Origin of the sequence: Enterococcus sp. HY326 (assembly GCF_026157065.1) — a bacterium.
GTDB lineage: Bacteria > Bacillota > Bacilli > Lactobacillales > Enterococcaceae > HY326.
Window position 1 is genome coordinate 54,810 of the sequence record NZ_JANLGQ010000008.1, and the last position, 22,088, is coordinate 76,897.

At 36.5% G+C, this 22,088-nt stretch carries 17 protein-coding genes; all 17 read right to left on the minus strand.

What is annotated here, in order from left to right; all coding sequences use genetic code 11:
- Positions 1–167 precede the first annotated feature (167 nt).
- Entirely contained in the window at positions 168–515 is a 348-nt protein-coding gene (locus ORH16_RS16820) for a DUF1831 domain-containing protein (RefSeq protein WP_265460052.1), read from the minus strand.
- Positions 516–595: 80 nt separating this feature from the next.
- Positions 596–1,735 (minus strand): cysteine desulfurase family protein, encoded by a 1,140-nt coding sequence (locus ORH16_RS16825; protein ID WP_265460053.1) that lies wholly within the window; start codon positions 1,733–1,735, stop codon positions 596–598.
- Between the two features lie 130 nt (positions 1,736–1,865).
- Positions 1,866–2,774: an EamA family transporter RarD gene (gene rarD / locus ORH16_RS16830; protein WP_265460054.1), complete on the minus strand. Its 909-nt coding sequence runs from the start codon at positions 2,772–2,774 to the stop codon at positions 1,866–1,868.
- A 152-nt stretch (positions 2,775–2,926) separates the two neighbouring features.
- The gene (locus tag ORH16_RS16835) at positions 2,927–3,889 is read right to left on the minus strand and encodes a ribose-phosphate diphosphokinase (protein ID WP_265460055.1); all 963 of its coding nucleotides are present in this window, start codon (positions 3,887–3,889) and stop codon (positions 2,927–2,929) included.
- A gap of 149 nt (positions 3,890–4,038) precedes the next feature.
- Positions 4,039–4,344, minus strand: a complete 306-nt coding sequence (locus ORH16_RS16840) for a DUF3784 domain-containing protein (RefSeq protein ID WP_265460056.1) — start codon at positions 4,342–4,344, stop codon at positions 4,039–4,041.
- A gap of 709 nt (positions 4,345–5,053) precedes the next feature.
- Positions 5,054–8,794, minus strand: coding sequence for an RCC1 domain-containing protein (locus ORH16_RS16845; protein WP_265460057.1), 3,741 nt, complete (start codon positions 8,792–8,794; stop codon positions 5,054–5,056).
- A gap of 28 nt (positions 8,795–8,822) precedes the next feature.
- A complete protein-coding gene (locus ORH16_RS16850) occupies positions 8,823–9,437 on the minus strand; it encodes a hypothetical protein (protein WP_265460059.1) in 615 nt (204 codons plus the stop codon).
- Positions 9,438–9,450: 13 nt separating this feature from the next.
- A complete protein-coding gene (locus ORH16_RS16855) occupies positions 9,451–10,323 on the minus strand; it encodes a hypothetical protein (protein WP_265460060.1) in 873 nt (290 codons plus the stop codon).
- A gap of 102 nt (positions 10,324–10,425) precedes the next feature.
- Positions 10,426–11,139, minus strand: a complete 714-nt coding sequence (locus ORH16_RS16860) for an LPXTG cell wall anchor domain-containing protein (RefSeq protein ID WP_265460061.1) — start codon at positions 11,137–11,139, stop codon at positions 10,426–10,428.
- A 29-nt stretch (positions 11,140–11,168) separates the two neighbouring features.
- A complete protein-coding gene (locus ORH16_RS16865) occupies positions 11,169–12,404 on the minus strand; it encodes a hypothetical protein (protein WP_265460062.1) in 1,236 nt (411 codons plus the stop codon).
- Between the two features lie 180 nt (positions 12,405–12,584).
- Entirely contained in the window at positions 12,585–13,433 is an 849-nt protein-coding gene (locus tag ORH16_RS16870) for a signal peptidase I (RefSeq protein ID WP_265460063.1), read from the minus strand.
- A gap of 162 nt (positions 13,434–13,595) precedes the next feature.
- On the minus strand, positions 13,596–14,312 hold the full coding sequence (locus ORH16_RS16875; RefSeq protein ID WP_265460064.1) for a winged helix-turn-helix domain-containing protein: 717 nt from the start codon (positions 14,310–14,312) through the stop codon (positions 13,596–13,598).
- Between the two features lie 399 nt (positions 14,313–14,711).
- Positions 14,712–15,830, minus strand: a complete 1,119-nt coding sequence (locus tag ORH16_RS16880; RefSeq protein WP_265460065.1) for a tyrosine-type recombinase/integrase — start codon at positions 15,828–15,830, stop codon at positions 14,712–14,714.
- A 756-nt stretch (positions 15,831–16,586) separates the two neighbouring features.
- The gene (locus tag ORH16_RS16885; protein WP_265460066.1) at positions 16,587–17,918 is read right to left on the minus strand and encodes an alpha-L-fucosidase; all 1,332 of its coding nucleotides are present in this window, start codon (positions 17,916–17,918) and stop codon (positions 16,587–16,589) included.
- A gap of 7 nt (positions 17,919–17,925) precedes the next feature.
- On the minus strand, positions 17,926–18,912 hold the full coding sequence (locus ORH16_RS16890; protein WP_265460068.1) for a LacI family DNA-binding transcriptional regulator: 987 nt from the start codon (positions 18,910–18,912) through the stop codon (positions 17,926–17,928).
- 28 nt (positions 18,913–18,940) lie between these two features.
- The gene (locus ORH16_RS16895; RefSeq protein ID WP_265460069.1) at positions 18,941–20,269 is read right to left on the minus strand and encodes a PTS sugar transporter subunit IIC; all 1,329 of its coding nucleotides are present in this window, start codon (positions 20,267–20,269) and stop codon (positions 18,941–18,943) included.
- 1,055 nt (positions 20,270–21,324) lie between these two features.
- Positions 21,325–21,915 carry a hypothetical protein gene (locus ORH16_RS16900; protein WP_265460070.1) on the minus strand — a complete coding sequence of 197 codons (591 nt, stop codon included), beginning with the start codon at positions 21,913–21,915 and terminating at the stop codon, positions 21,325–21,327.
- Positions 21,916–22,088 lie beyond the last annotated feature (173 nt).

The window sequence follows — 22,088 nt, forward strand, 5'->3', positions numbered from 1 at the left end:
TCACCTGCTTATAAGATAAAACTAGGCCATAGGTCATTCAAAATAAAAAGTAACACGCTGTTTGTCACCTACTGACAATTGTAGTAAAACAATCCCTTCGGCGGCTTTATCCAAGCCAACAGCTTTGCTATTTTTATTTTTGACCTATGGCCTCGCTTTTTTTGCGATTATGCTGCTACTTTTTCAAAAAGTCCACGGCTAATCATGCCGTCCATTAAAAAGTAGAATTTTTCTTGACTCATCACATGCTGATTGTCTTTAAAAATATTAACTGCTTTTAGTCCGTTAGCGGTAGTGATGGACATTTTAAAAGTTTCCAAATCTTTAGCCACAGTAATCTTCAGACGAAATCCTTCTTTACTTTGAGGAGTTGCGTCTAAGCTGCGAATCATTTGGTAATTGCCGGATTTAGTTTCAGTAAATCCGTTATCTCTTAACGTATAACGCTTTGCTTCAGGATTCAGTTTGTAAAGAACTGATGCTCCTTCAACTGTTGCTGTCTCTGTAAAAGCCATTTTGTTCACCTCGATTAATTAGTCATCCTCTATTATAAAGAACTTATGCGTCTTTTTCTAGCTGTATTACTGATTTCAAGTTATTTTTTCGTAAGAATTGCTATTAGTTTTGCTGCCAATTCCTCGACTTCAGCTAAGGTATTATCACTGCCAAAACTGATTCTAACAGATTCTTTAATCGTAGGATTTCCCTTGCCGTACATTGCTTCTAACACATGGGAAGGATCAACGGTGCCCGCCGTGCAGGCAGAGCCGGTTGAAATAGCAATTCCCTGCAAATCTAATTTCATCAGCAACAAATCATTTCTAACACCAGGAAAACGCAGATTCAAAACATGATGGGTTGCCTGTTCAACATCCCCGTTGATTTCAAACGGGATGCCGGCTGCTTCCAACTGTTTAAGCAAAACAGTTTGAAATTGTTGGAATTCAGCTCGCTTACTATTTTTGTCGGTAGCTTTCAACAAAGAAACAGCTTGACTCATGCCGACAATGCCAGCTAGATTTTCTGTGCCAGCCCGTCGTTTTTCTTCCTGCTCGCCGCCATGCAAAAAGGGCGGCAGCTGAATGGCATCTGTTTTAAATAAAAATCCGACACCCTTTGGACCATTAAACTTATGGGCCGAAACACTTAATAAATCAATTCCGATTTCGTGGGGATTAATTTCCAGTAGTCCATAAGCCTGAACTGCATCAGCGTGAAAATAAGCTGGATGATGTTTTAAAATGGCACCAATTTCTGGAATCGGTAAAATATTTCCCGTCTCATTGTTGACGTACATAATCGAAACAAGAATCGTATCTTCCCGCAGTGCTTTTTGAAAATCAGCTACAGCAAGGTTACCTTTTTGGTCAACCGGCAAATACGTCACTTCAAATCCCAATGTCTCCAAATATTTCATAGTATTTAAAACAGCTGGATGTTCAATCGCCGTTGTGATTAAATGTTTCCCAAAATTTTGTCGTGCTAAAGCTGTCTCAATGATGGCCGTGTTATCACCTTCCGTACCGCCGCTATTAAAAATAATTTCATGGGGCTTCACCTGCAGCGAACTGGCAATCGTCTGCCGGGCATTTTCTAAATATTCGTGAGCTTGCCGACCAAATTGATGAATGCTAGAGGGATTGCCAAAGACTTCTTTCATCACCTGCGTCACTGCGTCAATGACCTCAGGAGCCATTGGTGTCGTGGCGGCGTGGTCAAAATACATTCTGCTCATTGTTTATCACCTCTTAAAAATTCTAGAAACATTTTAGCACAGGGGTTATTTTTTACCTAGTAAAGCTGCTTTTCTATCCAGTTGTAAAAATTGTACTGCTTATAGATAGTTGCTCTGCTTTTTTTAGCCGCTACTGCATTTCTTTTTTGACAAAGCGTTTTTCCTTTAAATAGCCGCCTAAATTGCCATACATAAAGACGGCAATCCCTGCCCAGATAAAACCAAATGCTACAAATTGTTCTGCTGTGTAAGGCTCGTGAAAGAGGAGGATAGCCATCAGCAGCATCATGGTTGGATTAATATATTGAATAAAACCTAACAAAATATACGAAATTTTCTTAGCCGCCTCAGCAAAAAGTAACAAGGGAATCGCCGTAACAATTCCCGCCCCAGCCAACAATAAATTAATAGAAGTCGGATAGCTCATAAAGCCCGCATCCGAGACAAAAAATAGATACAGCAGCGCAAAGGGAAAAATAATCATCGTCTCAATGGTTAGCCCAGAAGCTGAGCTGAGTTTAACACCTTTTTTAATCAGCCCATAAAAGCTAAAGGCAAAAGCCATCACTAGAGAAGGGACTGGTAATGTCCCTGTTTCAAGAGTCAATAACAATACCCCTAGCAGCGCTAAGCCACAGGCAATTTTACCGCTGCGACTCAAAGGCTCCTTCAAAAAAATAGTTGCCAACAAAACATTGACCAATGGATTCATATAATAACCCAAACTCGCCTCAGTCACCTTGCCGATGCTGACGCTCCAGATAAAAACGCCCCAATTTATCGTAATTAAGACTGCCGCTAGCGCAATCAAGCCTAATTTTTTCTTGTCCTGCCACAGCTCTCGACACTCCTGTAAAAATTGTTGCCATTTACCAGTGGTAACCAATAAAATCAGCATGAAAATAAAGGACCAAACAATCCGATAACATAAAATATCAAACGAATTGACTGTCGGCAACAGCCGCCAATACAACGGAATAATTCCCCACAAGACATAAGCACTGATTCCAAATAACAAACCTTTATTTTTTTCCTTCATGTTACACCTTCACTTTTTTAAATTTAAAAGCAGATCCCGCTACTCTAGCTAGTTTTCCAGTAAAATTTTATCTTTTAGTATAGCATATTTTTCATGGCTACTATAAAGAAAGAAAAATGCTAAAGCCAAAAAGACTCTAGCATTTCAAAATTTTATTTATTTCTTCTAAACAATGGGCTCATCGGACGATTTTCATGAATCCGTTTAATCCCCTCGCCCATCAATTCTGAACAGGAAATAATCGTTAAATTTTTGGGATGGCGTTCATCAGGAGTATAAACTGAATCGGTAATACAAATATCTTCAATTTCTGAATTTTCCAGTACCTCTTTAGCAGGTGGAGAGAGCAAGCCATGGGAAGAGCATGCATAGACCTCAATCGCACCGGCTTCTTTTAAAATTTTGGCAGCTGCCGCCAACGTCTCGCCAGTATTTAAAATATCATCGACTAAAATTGCTTTCTTTCCAGCCACATTTCCGATGACATAACCGGTCAGCTCACCATCTTCTTCATACTGATCGACAATTGAAAGTGTTGAATCCAAATAATCTGATAAACTGCGAGCCCGCTGCACGCCACTATTTTTCGGAGAAACGACAACCACGTCATCACCATACAGCCCCTTATCTCGATAATAATCGGCAAACAATGGCATCGTAAATAAATTATCCACCGGAATATCAAAGAAACCTTGCACTTGAACTGTATGCAAATCCAGCGTCAGCAAGCGAGTTGCCCCAGCTTCTTCTAATAGGTTAGCCACTAACTTAGCCGTGATGGGTTCATGGGGACGAGCAGTTCGATCCTGTCGCGCATAGCCGTAATAAGGCAAAATAATATTAATTGTTTTTGCACTCGCCCGCTTCAGCGCATCAATCATAATCAACAATTCCAAATAGTGATCATTCACCGGCGCATTAGTTGATTGAATCAGGTAAACATGATGCCCCCGAACACTCTCTTCAATGTTGATGGCAATTTCACCATCACTAAACTGCTGCACACGACATTTGCCTAACTCGGTTCCAAAAACCTTGGCAATTTTTTCCGCCAATGGCTGATTGGAATTTAAACTAAACAGCTTCAATCTTGAATCGTGGTATTTCTTTCCCATATGAACCTCCGCATTTTAATTTCACCCCCATTCTAACACAGAAATCAGAATTTTTGGGGGTGAAAGGGTGAATCACTCTTTCAGGCACACAGCTTTATTCAAAAAATAAACGCTGCTCAAAATTCAAGCAGCACTAGCTTTCATTACATTTAATTTTTAAATATAGGTGAGACATTAGCAAACACAATACAAATAAAGACAACAATCGTCAACACAATCGCCGAAACATTTTCATTAAAGTCTAAAAAGCGCGTCCCTAGTATTATGAAGTCCGAGAAAAATAACATTGCAGCCATCAATTTCCCCAAATTTCGACCATTTATTTTTTCCCGCTCATCTTTCCCCGCAGTATTATAGCCAGCAATCAGCATCAGCCACTTGCCCCGCAGCAATTGCACCGCAGCTATGAACGTAGCCAAGAAAACAACCAGTAATAAAATATCTGTTCCTTGCATAGCCTCCACCCCTTTTCTTCTATTATATCATGGAAGGAGACTCTGCTCCAAAAATGATAGTTGAAGAACTATTTATGACAAATCAACTTTCCCCATAATCTCCAAGCTAAATTTTCTACGGCAAATAGAGAAATGAACAAAAATAATAAGCAACGAGCTAAAAGAATTCAGACTCATCCAAAAGAAGGTCGAAAATTTTTTCAACTTCAATCAAAAAACCTCAGTGATGACCTACTCAACCTCTTTGAAGTAAAGAATTATTTTATCCTGCAACCATGCGAAGACCAATTAGTGTTTGTCTCAGTCGGTTACCAAGCCATAGACTTTACGCCTCAAAAGACAGATTTATAAAAGCCAGCCCTAAGATAGCATGCAAATTTCTCTATGTACGGATAAATTCAATAAGACTTTGACTAGTAACCTTGTAATGGTGAAGAAATGACATACAAAGTATCACAAGAAAAACTCAGTGTCATACACTTCATTAGTCTTATTGATATGGGATACTAAAAAATCTGGTCTGGCCTCTCTCAATTGGCATAAAGAAAATTTTGATGGGCTAGTTAAAGATTTGTTGAATTTTGAATATGGGCGGATAAATCAATAGATTACTATTGGAAATTAGGAAAATAGTTCATCGTTAAAAGCACCTAAATTCCAACTTGATGACTCAATTAGAGATTTAGGCGCTTCATTAGTTTTAAATTATTTAAGGTGCAGTAATTTTTCCAAAGGTATTCATTTTGTAATCCCAATTATAAAATGGAATGTCGGCACTATTGGCAATAGTCGGCTCAATATAAATCGTCACGTAGTATTTACTACCAGCACTAAAGTCTACAGAAACTGTAGCTGGTGCACTTTCTAGTGTAGCAGCAGCATGACTTTCTTCAGTAGCAGAGATACGATAGCCGTAATATTGATACATTTCTGGTAGAATCGGATTAATCGTAAATAAATCTTTTCCTGTTTCTGTTTGGAGCTGTACCCGTTTAAACCCGATTGCCTCCCCAGTACCTGAATTCACTAACATATTATATTCTTTGCCAGAATCGGTTCCATCGGTATTTTCTAAAGTGAAGTATCCTTGACTTGGAACAACTATCTCATTATTTTGACTAGAAATTACTTGTCGAAGGAATAATTCAGCTTGACTATAATAAATGATAACTTCCATCGTGCTGATATTTCGGTCAGATATTGTGTTAAATACAATTTTTTTATCTGTAAAATTTTGTGGACTCCCGCCATCAACTGTAAAGTTAAGCGGCGTAGCGCTAGGCACATCTACTGGAACTCTAGACACAGTAATCGTAGTACCTGCATTTGATTTTTTAACCGTTTCTTGATTACCAGATATCCCTTCATTTCCTGCAATACCATCCATTGTGTATGGTGTGATATCAATTGAAGAACCATTCAAGCGACCTTTATAATTGATAGTTACCCAACCATTTGGATCTCTTTCATAATCAAAGGTATGCGTAAATTTGTTCGCTAAAAGATAATCAATACTATCTAATGAATACTTTACAGGCGTCAAATTACTATCTAGTAAATACCAACCATCAATATACTGGGTATATTCTGGATCACCGGATTCAAAAGCTCGTATAGCTACTTCATCATATCCAAAAGTTGGATTGACGATAACAGCGCCATTTTTATCCAAAGGTAGACCATAAACCGTCATGTCTTCATCGTCAGAGTCTTTACTTTCGGCCGTTTTAACAATGTATTTCTCTGTCGCAGCATAAATTTCTTCATTAGGCAGATCTACATTTACTCCATCATGGTAAACAATTGTATTTGTATAATAATTGTCATAGACTTTTCGAGAGATATTGGCTGTATCGTCTGAATATCCATGGGTAACGGTCATCACCCATAACACACAATTATCGGTTACTACAATGTGCTGATTGTCTGATAGGCGTTTACTTGTATCTGGACTCTTATTGATTAAATCATCTGCCGTCCATCCATTTAAGGTAATCAAATCACCCTTTTCATAGCCATTAGTTCCATCATTATACGCTGCTTCAAATTGCTGTTGAGTCGGCTCAGTGATTGTAGAGTTAATATCATTAGGGTCGAATGGAATCTTAATATACTTTGCCTGAGTCAATTCTGGCTCAATCGTAATATTTAGTTGGTCATTGACCACTGCTGTTCCCAAAGTGATTCTGACGTCGGTGTTTTGTTTTTGACTCTCTTGAGACTCTGATTTATAAATCTTACGAATCGGACTTTTGATGTCTGTTGTTGTCGGGTTAATTCGCGGTGCTCCCCGCATAAACATCAATTCGTAAGTATACATATCAAATAGTCCGTCTACAGCGTGCCGGGCTTGCAAGCCATTTCCATCGCTATAAAAATGAGAAGCACCGTTCCACTCATACTGTGGCATATAATCCCAACCCCAAGCAATAGTTCCAGAACCATCTAAGGCTGAACGATAAAGATTACCAGATTTATCGAGAATCATGACATAAGATTGATAAGTATAAATTTTATCCGCATATGGAGCTGCTGCGTTTTGAGTACCAGTAAAATCATTGGCTTCTCCATCAGTCACAGCCTCAATCCAACCACGTTCATCTTCTTTAACCTTTGGTAATGCAGTTTCGTTGGTAACACCAGTAGGAAGACTGCTACTAGCTGTACTTGCATTCAAATCAGTAATGCCAGATCTATTAACAAACCAACTACCTGAATAGCTATCCTCCGCGACATAAAAGTTTCCGCTATAGCGATAAGTTGAGGTACTATTACCAGTTCGTAAAACGACATAAACCAATTTCCTACCATCCTCATCAACAAAATAAACTTTGTCATGTGAGTTCGCTTTTACAGCGTCTGACGGTGCAACAGATGTTATATCCAATAAATCACCAGTTGTTTCATAGTATCTTTTATCATAAATCGTCGGGTGGCGATTACCACTATCAGCTGCTGGTAGCAATTGGTTTGACCACATGCCGGCACTACGCCATTTGGACAAGGTTTGACCAAGTTGATAAACTTGATTAGTCCCAGATAGATCACTAAATACTGGTGCCTTCACAGGTGTATTAGGATTAGCCGTTGTCCCTCCCGTTTCGTATTGAGTATCTCCATCGCCTAGCACTGTCAATACCTGTGTTGCTTGTAATAAGCGCTTAGCTAGTTTACCATAGTTTGGATTTTCAAAATGGAATAATAGATTTTCCCCTTCAGTTCCTTTACTGGGGCCATCCGATCCGTACTGATAGGTCATATTGGAAGCCCATGCCCAAACACGACCGTATTGGTCAATCGCTAACTCAGCATATCGACCAGCCTGAATTTTTTTAAAGATTGGTGTATAGTTGGCGGATGTTAAATCAATTTCTACTTTCGTTGGTGTTCTTATGATACTGGCCGCTGAAGCCCCAGTATTATTGTCTGCTTTGATTAACCCAAAATTATATACATCTCCGGTATCTGTTAAAGCAAGAGAATCATCCGTATTAGCACTTACTTGTATCACTTTCAAATTATTATTACTAAAGAAAGGTATCTCATTTAAAGTATAGACTGATGTAAGACTTCCTATTCCCAATTGACCTGTCCCATTTAATCCCCATGAATATGCTTTTCCCGATTGTGTCGCAACTAAAGCATGGGACCCCCCTAATGAAAATGAAACTATTGGATCCGACTTGTTTAGTGTTGACAAGGGCTCAATGTACTGGGGAATCGAAATAGTTGACCCAGTGACACCCGGACCAGTCGCCCCGTTATTTGGCAAAAAGCTATTGGGAATTCTGTAAGTGGTACGACTACCAAAAGCATAATAATTTCCGCTCTCCATCTTAATGTATACAGCTTGATCTTCCTCTCGCCCAACATAAAGCTCATCAACTACTTCTCCTGTTGGCATACCCGTCATCTCTACTGGTTTGTTATTGTGTAATTGAAGAGTGTTATTACCCATATTCCCCTTGTCGCCTCTGCCCCAAGCATACATCTTATTATCTTCCGCTAAGGCATACATTGTATGGTATGCACCCCAGATTTTTTTAATCTTAATATTATTTTCGGTAAAATAAGGTACACGTTTCATCCCACCATTATACCGATTTGTCCCCCCTTGATTCCATGCCATATCAATACCCATAACACCGTACATATTGTAGCCCCACATCCAAACAGCACCTTGATCATCTAAGGCACCGCCACCTAAATAAAGTGCTACCGCATCAATAAATTTAACCGAAGAAAGCAGCCCCGGATCCGTCGCTTCAATCGGATCAGCTAAATCTAATGAATCAAGGTTTGTTACCTGTAATTCCGGTGGTAAATCGATACTATTACCGGCTTTTGTTTCAGTTGGCGAAGTGCTTTTTATCAATAAGACACAAGCTACACTAAACAGAATAATAACTGATAGGATTCGTAAAATTTTATTTTTTTTAATCTTTTTCATTTGACTCTTCACCCCTCTTTTACCCTTATCAACTATTCACAACTGTCGCCAAAGCAGTATCGATTGTTACCAATGGTTCAGCTTGTGGTGTTTCAGTCAAGCCCAAATTAAACCAGGCTTTACGATATTGGTAGTTTGCAGCAGTCACCGTTTCGCTTTTAACTTGAATAGCAAAATCTGCACCATTGTATTCTGTACCTAAATTATCTGCTAGTGAAATATTATTAAAGAGCGAAGTTGTCGTTCCTAAGGCACTAACTTCCCCTAAATAATAGTAGTAGCCATCTTCTCCATACTGCCAATTTGTTCCCACAGTAATTAAGACTTCTTTTCCAATAGATGCTGGTAACCGACCATCATCTATACTCGGATGTTCTATTTCCGGAAAGACCATTACTCGTACTAAAAAACCAGTACTTCCAGTATTTTCGATAATAATATCTTTCGTCTGTGTCCCACCGACAGCAATCGGTTCATTTGGTGTGAAGGTTTCAACGATCTCTCCTTTTATCGTTGGAACAGAGAGCTTATTATGAACACTGTCATTCTTCTGTGTGGCTGCATAAATGACTGCAGCAGCAATTGATGTAATCAAAATCATTCCAAGAAGAAAGGAAACCAACCACTTCTTTTTAATTTTCAACCTCTTCGCCTCCTTATTTGAATCTTGTATCTTCTTGGTACATCGTCAAATAGCCACCGTCGTTCGTCCATGTTTGAAGACCGGATTGAGTTGCTTCCACACCCTCAGCTTCTATCTCAATATCATAAAGAGCCTGTTTGTATTGATTAGGAATGCTTGTATTTGATAACATAACAGACTGTAATAAATCAATTGTTGTCGTCTCTCCACTTTCTAAGACTTGTGAATAATAAAAATATTCACCGTCAAAAACCCAATATGGTGTTGAAACAGCATTTTGAGGCACACTATGAACGGCCGGATTAAGATTCCAGCTAAAGTACTGTAAAGCTACTGGACGAGAAGCATTACTCCGATCAGTTTCACCCGTATATAGTTGGTTTATGATTACCGGGCTGTCAGCTTGATAATAAAGAGAATCAGCGCCATCTTTTAGGCCGGAGTCGAGGATGTTACCACTTTCCCAAGTAGACAAATCATCTAAGCTCAGCTTAGTTTCACCGTTATCTTTCACCAGCTTTATATCTCCATTGCCGTTGCCTTCACCATCGTTCATATCCATCTCAAAGGGTAAAATAGACTCATAAAATCGCACCCGAATAATAGCATTTCGATTGGAGAGGTTCTTGACTTTGACTGATTTTTCAGTTTCTTCTTTAAATGATAAAATACTTTCTTGCTTGAAAGTTTCTGTTACTTTTACCGAAACTGACTCAGGGTTAGACTGGGTATGATTTTTTACCCATTCAGAATAACTCGACCAGGCTAATGTCGCATTTACTAGGATAATCAATGAAAAAACTGTAACAAAAATCCCGAAAAACTTCTTGTTCTTTCTTAGCGACAACCCTCCCCAACTCAGTTTCTTTTTACTCTTCCTTTTCATTTCCCCACTCCCTTTGAATTGAATTCATCAATGAACCGGACATCCGATGGATTCACTCATGAAATCAATTCAATACTAAGATCAAATTGATTTCTTAAGACATTAATTTTGTTGCTCATCTTTGCGTTTTTTTAAAATAATTAAAGCGATGCCGATTAAAATGAATCCGGCAACCATTCCTAATAAGACATTTCGCCAGTCTTCCCCAGTTTGCGGCAATTTTCCAGTTGGTGGTAGTGAAGGTGTTGTAGAAGTTACTGTGGAGCTTGGTTCTCTATTCGCAAAAAAAACCCAATAAAAATCAGCCTTACTTATTTCACGCCAACTTGTATCTGGATACTCGTCACTGACTGTAAAATCTGCTTGAATATTACGAACCTCTCCAACTTCTAAAGTCCCTAAATCAATCGGTTGTTGTCTTTGATTGGCTACAGGTATTCCATTTCCATCAATTGTCCCTTGATAAATAACTTGCCCTTGATAAGTCAATTTGACACTGATGACTTCCAATAGATTTAGCTCACCATTAACCTCTTGCAAGTGGTCTTCATCATTAGGATTCATGACAAATTTCAAAGCAAAATCTCCGTCACTTGTTGAGTAATTGCTTAGTGTTATTGTTCGAGAAAAAGTCTGTCCAGGAGTAACATTATTATTAACTATGAAGTATTCTCCTTCGGTCCCGACTTGAACCCCTGTATCATCACCAACTAAAAAGCCAGGAGGAAGGGTTTCAGCATGGGCACGGCCAGCAAAGCCTAATGAAAGTAGCAGTGACACCATGAAAAAAAGTATGAGTTTAACCATTTTTTTCATATCTTTCTTCCTCCTAACTCATGTACTTATTATTCTACGACTGTTGCAAGCGATTCATAGTAAGCTGTTAATTGTGCATCAGTTAATCCCCAACCTGAACCATTGGAAACCCAAGTTTTGTTTCCTTCAGTTTGGACTGAGCCAATCAAAGCACCATTATTTGAAGCGGCAGTTACTGCACTACGAGCTGCTGGAATAGATTCTAAGCCAACGTACAAGTTGTAACTAGCTAATTTGTAGTCTTCTCTATCAGTAGCACTTGGGAACTTAATTGCATCCATCATTGTTGCTGATGTAGTTGAACCAGATGGCAATACTTTTGTATAGTAGAAGTAACCATCAGTACTGTCAAAATACCAATCAGCAGCCGCTGCAGAACCAGCAGTTGGTTTAGTAGTTGTTACGTTTGGTGTAATAAATGAAATATCACTACCTGCAATTGCAGATGTTGTTGAAACGCCTGGTGTAACAGTCCCTTGAGAAAGTGCTGTTGGATTAGGAACGTTTACATTAGCTCCAGCCCAATCTGCATCTTCTTTAGCACCCAGACCAACACCATAGCCCCAATAAGCTAGAGCAAGGTCAGCAGATGCAGCTGTTTGATAAACAACATAGTTCCCTGCAGCATCTTTGACTACTTCACCAGTCACCTTTTGGGCAACAACAGCCGTATCTGCGTCAAATGAGCCACTTAGAACTGGCATTTTTGCAGAAGCTTTGTTGTAATCAAAGTCTGTAGGTAATTCAGCAACCTTCAAAGTTCTTTCATTGATTAATACTGCATTCGTATCATCAGCAGACACATATAATTTTAAATTGCTAGGTACAGTTTGCGAAGTACCACCAACTGTATCATAGATAACTAAATCTGCAGTTTTATCTGTGTAAGTTGTTACATATTCTGTTGCATTAATAATTACTGGGAATTCCGCTGCTGATTCACTAGCATAACCCATGCCAGCAGCAGTATCTTCCAATTTGTGAAGCATTTCTTCAAATGATACCCGAATAAATGCGTCGGTACTTGAAGTATTTACGACACTTACTTCTTTGGTAATTTCACCATTAACAGCTTCGTCAATTGGTGTTTCAGGATCAAATTTTTCGACGATCGTTACCCGACCTTCTTCATAACCCCTAGATTGCAGATGGTTTTTTACCCATTCTGTGTACGATTGCCATGCAAACGTCCCCGCTAAAACTGTTAATAAGGCTACTGAGGAAGCCACAATAGCAGTTTTCTTTTTTCCGTTTTTCCGTTTCATTGGAAAAACCCCCTTTTTCTTTTTTTATTTGTAATCTTGCAATGCAAGAGAACACACCTAAAAACACTTCATTTTTCAAATGAGTACATAGCCCCATCACGGGCTTCCCATCCGTAATTTTTCCATCGTCCGCTCTCCTTTTTACTTTTTTCAAAACTTCTATATCCATCCAATTATTTCTTATTGGTGTGCTCTCACTTTTCTTTTTTTCTTGTTTACTTGTACAGCTTCATAGTTTCCCAACCCTATGTAATATTTCAATGTAACGAATAGTCCAAAAAGTGTAGCTAAGAAAATTGCCACCACAACCAAATTATCTCGAATAAAATTCAGAAAATTGCCAATGAAAGGGATTGTAAGAACTACTTTTCCCACTACTTGGCTACCACTAATTGGAATATCAGCGCCTGTGTTTGCATCCCCTTGGGTTTGAATGAAAAATCCTTCTTCACCATCTAAGTTGTCCATCGTTTCGACTACCCGGTGAGTTAAATAAGATTCAGTATTTCCTGGTACTGGATAGAAAGTGATAATATCACCATCTTGTAAGGTCTCAGGATTAACCTGCTGAATAATTATGATAGATCCACTTGTAAAACCATTTGTAAGTTCCGGCTTCTCTGGATTAGGTGCCATTGAGTTTGTTAATACAGTCATAAACCGATATCCAAAAAATGATTTATCTGGACTATCATTAAAATTAAAAAAGATTGCTCCACCGATAATCAGAATTAGAAAAGCATAGAACAAAACATCCCATAACACCTTTAAAGCTTTATTAGTTTTTGAGGGAGGAATCTCCCGATATTTTTTCTTTGAAGAATGCTTGCGTGATTTTTTCTTAGGTGTTGCTTGATTTTTAGTTTTTGCGGAACTCTCTAACTTTGATTTATTTGAAGACTTTGTCCTATTTATCGATTTGCTCGGACTTGGCATATTACTTGAATGCATAGCTTTCTTTTTTTTTTCTTCTACCTTGGTAGTACGTTTATTTGCCCGCTTTGTTTTCTCATTGCTATTGCTTCCCATCCAATCCCCCACCTTAAGACAATTTGAAGTCTTTTTATTTCTTAATCGATGAAGTAAATACTTTCCGTCACAGCTTTATCGCTTCTTACCTTTAGTAAAAAAGCAGAAGATTTATTTACTTGAAATCAGATCATCGCCTATTAGGCTCAACCACAAATTAGTTTAACTAACTGCTTTGATGAACTTTTTTTGTGAATCAATTGGTAAAATTTCAAAAAAATCTTGTGATAATGAGTAACCACTGCGCCAATGAGTCTCTAATAGATTGCCATCAACACCGAAATGCTCCATCTTTTTTCTAATTCTTTGAATCAACTGAGATAGTTGAGTTAATGTTGAGTGATTTGCACCTATCTTCCACAACTGTTCACAGACATCAACTCGTAAAATAATTTCACCTTGGGCTCTACATAGGATTTCAAATAAACCTGCTTCCTTTGGTGATAAGTTGTTCAGCAATTTTTTTACAGCCTGTTTACTTTTTTCTTTATCCGCTGTTGAACTCGATTTTTTTAAATCAGAAAAACTTAAGTTTTGGTCAGATAATTCTTCTCTCAACTGTGATAAAGAGACATCATTCGATAGCCACTTCTTTAATCCAAGAGAATGCCAGTTTCTCCACATCTCATCAGTGATACTCTCTGAATCAAGGCGAATAAAATTTACATCCCTATCTTTTGATAATTCCAATAACTGATGAACTTCATGATTGCTTAATGTTTCACTAAATATCACATTGTAAAATAAAGACAAATAGATTTTCCCTTCTCCTTGAAGTAGTTTGTGAACAACCTGTTCTGAGCAAAAAACTTCATAGCCTAATTTCTCTAAGATAGCTTTTAGCAAGTTCTCACCTAGGCTATTCTTAGTTAGAATCATAATCTGCCTCATTAAATATCACCTGCCTGTTTATTCAAAGTTGTTACACAATCCTAAATTTTTTAGTAATTCGAGGAACCAAGATGTTTGTTACAATCTTGAGAACGAATGATTAAGCAAAAATGAATCTTTTCTACAACGAAAAAATTGGAGACTTTAATGGCTTTCTATGGTAAAATAATTGAATTATCCATTTTTAAAAAGACTCAAATTGTCTTTTAAAATAAAAAAAAGAAATTTTTGTTTGTTAGTTTTTCTTGTAAGTATCAATTACAAGAAAAACTAACAAACAACTATTTTTATAGTTGATATTTTATAATCATGACGGCTTTTATGACGGCTTTTAGACAAAAAAACTGCCAGAAAAATCTGACAGCTTTTTTTGGAGACTATTCAAAATCATTTGTTTTGATAAATTGAATCAATTTTTAAGATTTCTTTTTGACGTTGCTCCATTAAAGAATCACTATAGGTATCTAAAGTCAGCTTAATAGATTGGTGCCCTAAAATCTTACTAAGACTCGCAATATCCATTCCCAGCTCTAAACTACGTGTAGCAAAAGTATGTCTTAAAATATGAAAATGAATGTGAGCAAAGGAAGTTTCACTGATTATCTTCTTAAATCGATAATTTATCACTCTTGGTTCAGCTAGACTCCCTTTGGCACTTACTAAATAGTTAGAAGAACTGATTGATTTTTCTTCTAATAAATAGTGTTTTAGAGTATTTGATAATGGAACATAGCGATCTGAGTTCTGGGTTTTAGGATCATCGATTACTATACGTGTTTTCCCATTAGAATTATTTTCATCGGTAATTCGAGCAACTGTTTTGTTTACATGAATTATATTTTGTTCAAAGTCAATATCCTGCCAAGTTAACCCGCTGATTTCACCAATTCGTAGCCCTGCGTATAAAGATAAAATAATTGGAAGCCCATATTCGCTTCTTGATGCTATAATTTCTAGTTCTTTTTGCTGAACTAAACTTAATGGTCGAATTCGAAGTTTCTTTTCTCTTGGAAACTGAATACTTAATAGATGTCCATCCATGACATATTTTCTTTTTACAGCTTCTTTATAGGATTGCTTAACGAGACTAAAAACTAATCTGATAGTATTGCTACTCAGCTCTCGTCCTACTAAATAGTTAATAAATCCTTGGAAAATATTCTCGCTTAAATCATCAAACTTTAATTCATTAAAGTATGGAGCTATGTACTTTTTTATTAAGCGTTGATAATTAGAATATGTTGAAAATTTAACTCTTTGACGGATTCCCAACAGAAAGTCCGTCAATAACCAATCACAATAGCTTGATTGATAATGTGACAAATTACCTTGAGAGCGATTTGCTTTTTGAGCAATAATTAAATTAAGCTTCTGTCTAACATCTTGATACTTTCTGCCATAGATATAGCCATAAACTATTTTTTTATCCGATGTTCGATTTTTTATGTAGCGTCCTTCCCAACGCCCATCTTTTCTTTTGTAAATATTTTCTCCTCTTTTGACCACACGCTTTCCTTCCTTACTTGACAACTTTTTTGACGGCTTTTAATCTGTTTTACATACAGAAAATAAAAAAACACTTGAAAAGACCAGCTTTCTTCTTTCTAATTAATAGTTCTCTCTACATTCACTTTAATTTTCTGTACTGTCTATTTCAAAAGTTAATATCAACTTCATGATATTAAATAATCAAAAATAACAAAATAACACAATAATCTCCAAAATATTAAAAAAATTAAACGAAATAAGATTGACAATACAATGTAAAAACATTAAGATTTAATTGTAAGTTATTTATATTATTTTTTTGTGCTTTTCTTGTAATTGATACTTACAAGAAAAAAATTTTTTGCCCTTACACAGGGAAGCCTTCCATAAAATCGAAACTCTATTCAAGCATTACCTCTTTTATTTACGCTTATCACTAATAAGATTACACTATTTTGAAATAATTGCTATTATTTTTTCGATTTTTATAACATTTAAAGTTGCATATTTACAATAGTGTTTATCTTTTCAGATGACCTCTACTGTTTCATCAACGCATATGAAAAACTTTCATATTGATTTCAAAAAATAAAACCTCATATGCTAGATTGAAAATAATAATCTTCTCTAGCATATGAGGTTTTATTTTTGCTATTATCTTATGAAGTAAATCGAATGCCTAGTCTAATTACTTTGAATTTTTCGATTTCAATTCATTGCTTTTTTTATTCTGTTACAGATATACTTCGACTTCATCCACTAAAGTAACATTATCTAATCAGCTAACAACTCTCTACTCTCCAACTTCACACAAATGAAATCATAAAGCCCTTCTGGAATCATTAAGCGCTCGTTTTCGATAGTTAACTTTTCTTGATTATGCATGAGTGTTGCTTGAGAAAAGTTTTGACTAAAGTCAGCTAGTGGGATACTGTACTTTTTACCGTCTCCTTTGAAAAAAAGGAAAATATTTTGATCTTTTTGAGTTAGATAGCAATGTGCAAGCCTTACTCCATTGACTGGTCTGGTATCATAAATCGCTTCACCATATACAGACAGCCACTTACCTAATTGATTCATTAACTCAACTGCTTCATCGGGGAGGGTGCCATCGGGTTTCGGTCCAACACCCAAGATAATATTTCCACCTAGAGACACCACTTGAATCAAAGTCTCGAGAATCTCGGAAAAAGATTTATAAGTATCATTAGGAACAAAACCCCAATTTTTTGCTAGAGGAATATTCGTCTCCCAAGCCTTCTTTGGTGGGTTATCAGGGACCTTTCTTTCTGGTGTTACATAGTTTTCATAATCACCACCAATTGTCCGGTCAACCACTAATAAATCTGGTTTGATTTTCCTTAGTTTACTTACAATTTGATTCATTTCTAAAAATTCGTGATTCTCACGATTGACCCACCCCCCATCTAGCCATAAAATATCTAACGGTCCATAATTTTTAGTAATCTCAATCAATTGATTTTCAACAAATTGATTAAACCGTTGCCATTTTTCTGGTTTCTCTAATGGATTATAGCTAGCATATCTACCAACTGGGTCAGCATCAGGCTCCCAATAATAAGGATTGTGCCAATCCGCCTTTGAATAATATGCCCCGACTGAAAGACCTTTTTTGTTAAACGCCTGATTGACGTATTTCAAAATGTCAGCTCTGGGATTGGTGTGAAATTTGCTATGACTGCTAGTAATTTTAAAATCACTGTATTGAGTATCATACATGTTAAAACCATCATGATGCTTAGTCGTAAACAGCATATATCTGAAACCTGCATTTTTAGCTACGTCTGCCCATACATCGGGATTAAAATTGATGGGATTAAACTTTTCTGATAATCCCCAATAATCTTCTCTTAAAGTGGTCAGCTTATCACGCCAGGCTCCTTTTTTGCGAGCCCAATCATCTTCTTTTGACAACTGCCAAGATTCAACAATACCGGCCTCTGCATATAAGCCCCAGTGGAAAATCACACCAATTTTTTGATCCTTAAACCATTCAATTTTTTTTTTTATTACTGGAGATAATTCTCCATATCCTTCTTGTTCGCTAAAACTATTTTCTTCGATATCTTCACGAATTTTCGTCATCTCATCTTCATTCCTTTATTGAATCTCGCCACAAAATTTCATTTGGCAGCACAAACGTTTCGCCAGTTAGCTGAGGATTACGGATTCTTTCAAACATCCGTTCAACTGCCATAATCCCCATTTGATTAACCGGCTGACGGACAACTGTCAACTGTGGGTAGACAATGTCACTGACACCCGGATAATCATAGCTGGCAAAGGAAATATCTTCACCAATCTTTAAGCCGCTTTCAAAAATATATTGAAGTGCTCCTAGAGACATATTGTAATTGGTGACAAAGAATGTTCTAATTCCACGTTTAATCAATGCCCGCATTCCTTCGTAACCAGTCTTCTGAGAATAGTCACCATAATAAATTTCCGCATTTTCTAAAGGAAAGCCTTCTTCTTCAACAGCTTCCAAAGCACCAGCTAAACGGTCTTTGGCGACAGAAGCCGTCTGTGGTGCCGAAATAATCCCAATTTGCTGATGGCCGGCTTGGATAATTCGCTTAACAATCTTTTTTGTGCTCTCCCGATTATTTACAACAATTGAGTCAACATTTGGATAGGCGAGTTTTGTATTAATTGAAATAACCGGAATTTCTAAATTCTCCATTCTTGCCAATACTGGCCAATCATTTTCTATTTCAAAAGCAATCAACCCATCCACGTGTCGGTCCACCAAAAAATCAAATTTTTGTTCCAACATTTCTGGTCTATTTCGATAACTGTTCAGTAAAATACCATAATTATGATAATCCATTTCTTCTTCAATCTGACCAATTAATGTTGAAGAAAAAACGCTTTGCATATTATTCATCAAAACACCGATAGATAAGGTCTGGTTGCTTTTGAGACCTTTAGCAAATAGGTTTTCTCGATAATCCAAATCATCAATTGCCTTTTTGATTTTTTTCATATTCTGTTCCTTCAACTGATGTCCATTTAAATATCTGGAAACACTGCCGACTGAAACACCTGCTCGTGCAGCAACCTCTTGAATGGTAACCATAACCTACCTGCTTTCTAATGAGCCGTTTTTATTCTAAAGTTTCGCCTTTAAGTCCTTTATTACTTGCCATTACAAACGGCATGTACAAGAAAATATCAAGTACAAAAAGTACGACTGATAAAAGTGTAGCGGGAATATCCCCTGCCGTTGTCACCCAAGTTGTGATAATTGGAGGTAAAATCCATGGTGGTATCACGACACTTTTGGCTACTAGGCCAAGAGCCGTCAGCGGATATGCGATTGCCAAATTAATTAACGGTACACAGATGAAAGGAATCACTAGGAAAGGATTCATTACAACAGGAATCCCAAACATAATGGGTTCTGAGATATTAAAAATACTTGGTAATAAACCAATCTTACCGATATCCCGATAATCTTTTCGTTTAGAAACCAAGAAGATAGCAATCAACAACGGTAAAATAGCTCCCGTTCCCCCAAATAAAGTATACATCCCAATCCAAGGATTTGTCACAATATTTGGAATCGCATCCCCAGCGGCAAAAGCTTCAACATTTTGTTGGATAGCCGTCAGCATAGGTGGTGATGTGACAGAAGATACAATATTTTGACCGTGTAAACCAAAGAACCAAAAGACTTGGGTAAATAGTTGAACTACGAACAAGCCAACCGGACTTTCCATTGCATATTGTAAAGGAGTAGAAATAATTGATTGGATAATCGCCGGAATTGTCGTCCCGGTTACCTTAACTATTGTAAATGTTATTGCCGCAAAAACCAAGATAACTAAAACTTCTGGAATTAGAGAATTAAAAGAACTCGCAACTGCTGGTGGTACGCCATCCGGCATTTTAATTCTTAGCTTTTCATTTTTTGAAAGACGCAGCAGCATTTCAGTCCCTAAAATCGCAGCTAGAATTCCGACAAATAAGCCACCAGAAGAAGTTAAGCTTTGCAGATAGACCCCAGCAACTTCAACTGAGTCAGTTGCTCCAACTGGTACGATATCATTAAAAAGTGGAAACATTATTAGTGCTAAAGCCAAACTCAAGATACCAGCATGCAGCTCATTAAAATCTTTTCTTTCGATAGTTCCCTTATTTATATAATATCGCGCCAAACGATAGCCAATTAAAAAAGTAACAAAAATTGTCATGACGCCCATTGTTCCATTGTTGACCATAGTTCCCATATCCGTTAAGAAAACTAAATCAACATATTTATTCAAGGTTTCATTCGTAAAGACAACAGCATTTAACAAAGTGAACAATGAACTAGCCATAATGATTGGCATGATATCAATAAAACTATCACGCATAGCAACTAAATGTCGCTGATTCGCCATTTTTGATGCTAAAGGCATAATCAACTTGGTTATTCTATCCGTAAACGACATAATTTCTCCTGCTCTCAACTTTATTTTTGAATCGATTCAAAAATAGTTTATCATCAAAAACAAAAAATGCAAGCGTTTTTTTGAATCGATTCAAAAATACAGTAATTCCTTGTGAATCTCTCTTAGATACTGCTGTGTTTATTAATCAAAATACAGAAAGATTACTTTTTACTTGTTGGTAGGAAATTTTGGGAAATTGCTTCGTAGGATTGATGTGCTCATTAAAATTAGTCACAACAAAAATTAATCAAGTCTGAACTCATTCATCACTTGCTAAATTACTCAACAAAAAAATCTTTGAAAAGTTAGCTCAGATGATGCTATCGTGCAGTATAGCATTATCTGAACTGTCAAATTTATAAGTATAGCTGTTTTTTAAGAAAAGAATTTTTGAAATGATTAAAGATTTATATTACGACATTGCAAAAAATGAGGCAAGTAGCATAGATGAAATAGATTGTTTGATTAAAGAATACAAGAATATTAAAAAGAAAAACATTCCAAATACCTGTGCTTTAATACTTTGAATTGAAAGCCTTTTATTAGTTACTATAACTTCTTTATTTTCAGCTCAATCAAGTTTACAAAGTTCACTTTATTTTAAACTAGTTAATCTTTATGCTCTTGATTGTAACGATGATTTTGAAGTCCTTGCAGATTTTAGTGACTTTGGATTTTCTTAAATAATGGAACTATTTGGAAAAACTTTAGGATATTTAATATTAGCTAGTTCCGTTTTAGCTATTGTTATATGGATTTACAATAATTTTAATCAAAAACATTTGTCAGGTTTCTATCAATATAAATATGAATTGCTAAGAAATAAAGGGGAGTTACAGCTCTTTTTACTTCAAATAAAAAAAAGCTAGGAACACTGTCATATCAGCGTTCCTAGCAAATAAAGTAGACTTACCCCACAGACCCTTCCATTTAAGGATTTTCAACACGGATATTCACAAATGTTGATACATCAGTCATAAATTTCAAATGATTAAAGAATTAAAGTCGTATATTCACTTATATTTTTACAAATAGATAGTTTTTAGATAGCTTTTTTAGCTGGGGGCATTATCTATCTTCTGAAATGGTAGGTATTTCTTTATGTCTTTTCTTCTAATTTTAATTTTACTTTTGTAAATTTTACCGAACGAATCAATTGCTTGAAATTCAAATATTATCTGTTGTTCTTTATTTTTATCAATTTTAGGTATTATTTGCGCCTTAAGGAAGTTCTCAAATAGATATTTACTATACATCCAAGTGTCAACCTCAAATGGTTTAATTACCATTGTCAATTTTGATAATGGCCCTAAATCATCATCTGTAAGAAAGATCCCCCCACTTATGTAATCCTCTTTTATAAATTTTTTTTTGAATACTTTAATTTTTATTGTTGAGATAGTGATAGGAAATTTGCTGTAATTATAAATCTCAAATGAAATAACCTCAATTGGATCTACAATTTTTCTTGTAGGATGCATAATAGCAGTTTGTTTTTTTATTCCATTAACTTTTAACTTCCCTTTTCTTTTATCTTCGCGAACAGCTAACCACAAAGAAACCCAAACAGCCCCAATTGTTCCAATAGCACTTAACCAATTTACTAAATGTTGATTTTCCCAAATATTTTTTACTAACCACTCCACTTATATCACCTCAATTTATTATAACAAATCATATTTACTACATAAAGCTCCTAGGGGGAGGGGGAGGGGGGAAAAACTTCGTTGTATTTGCAGAATCAACCCCATCCACCGGTTCCCCGTTTGATAATTTTTAATCAATTTTTTTCGATGGGGGCATTATAACTATTGATATA

Coding starts and splice junctions, on each gene's coding strand:
- ORH16_RS16820 (WP_265460052.1), bottom strand. CDS start 515: ATGGCTTTTACAGAGACAGCAACAGTTGAAGGAGCATCAGTTCTTTAC.
- ORH16_RS16825 (WP_265460053.1), bottom strand. CDS start 1,735: ATGAGCAGAATGTATTTTGACCACGCCGCCACGACACCAATGGCTCCT.
- rarD (WP_265460054.1), bottom strand. CDS start 2,774: ATGAAGGAAAAAAATAAAGGTTTGTTATTTGGAATCAGTGCTTATGTC.
- ORH16_RS16835 (WP_265460055.1), bottom strand. CDS start 3,889: ATGGGAAAGAAATACCACGATTCAAGATTGAAGCTGTTTAGTTTAAAT.
- ORH16_RS16840 (WP_265460056.1), bottom strand. CDS start 4,344: ATGCAAGGAACAGATATTTTATTACTGGTTGTTTTCTTGGCTACGTTC.
- ORH16_RS16845 (WP_265460057.1), bottom strand. CDS start 8,794: ATGAAAAAGATTAAAAAAAATAAAATTTTACGAATCCTATCAGTTATT.
- ORH16_RS16855 (WP_265460060.1), bottom strand. CDS start 10,323: ATGAAAAGGAAGAGTAAAAAGAAACTGAGTTGGGGAGGGTTGTCGCTA.
- ORH16_RS16860 (WP_265460061.1), bottom strand. CDS start 11,139: ATGAAAAAAATGGTTAAACTCATACTTTTTTTCATGGTGTCACTGCTA.
- ORH16_RS16865 (WP_265460062.1), bottom strand. CDS start 12,404: ATGAAACGGAAAAACGGAAAAAAGAAAACTGCTATTGTGGCTTCCTCA.
- ORH16_RS16870 (WP_265460063.1), bottom strand. CDS start 13,433: ATGGGAAGCAATAGCAATGAGAAAACAAAGCGGGCAAATAAACGTACT.
- ORH16_RS16875 (WP_265460064.1), bottom strand. CDS start 14,312: ATGATTCTAACTAAGAATAGCCTAGGTGAGAACTTGCTAAAAGCTATC.
- ORH16_RS16885 (WP_265460066.1), bottom strand. CDS start 17,918: ATGACGAAAATTCGTGAAGATATCGAAGAAAATAGTTTTAGCGAACAA.
- ORH16_RS16890 (WP_265460068.1), bottom strand. CDS start 18,912: ATGGTTACCATTCAAGAGGTTGCTGCACGAGCAGGTGTTTCAGTCGGC.
- ORH16_RS16895 (WP_265460069.1), bottom strand. CDS start 20,269: ATGTCGTTTACGGATAGAATAACCAAGTTGATTATGCCTTTAGCATCA.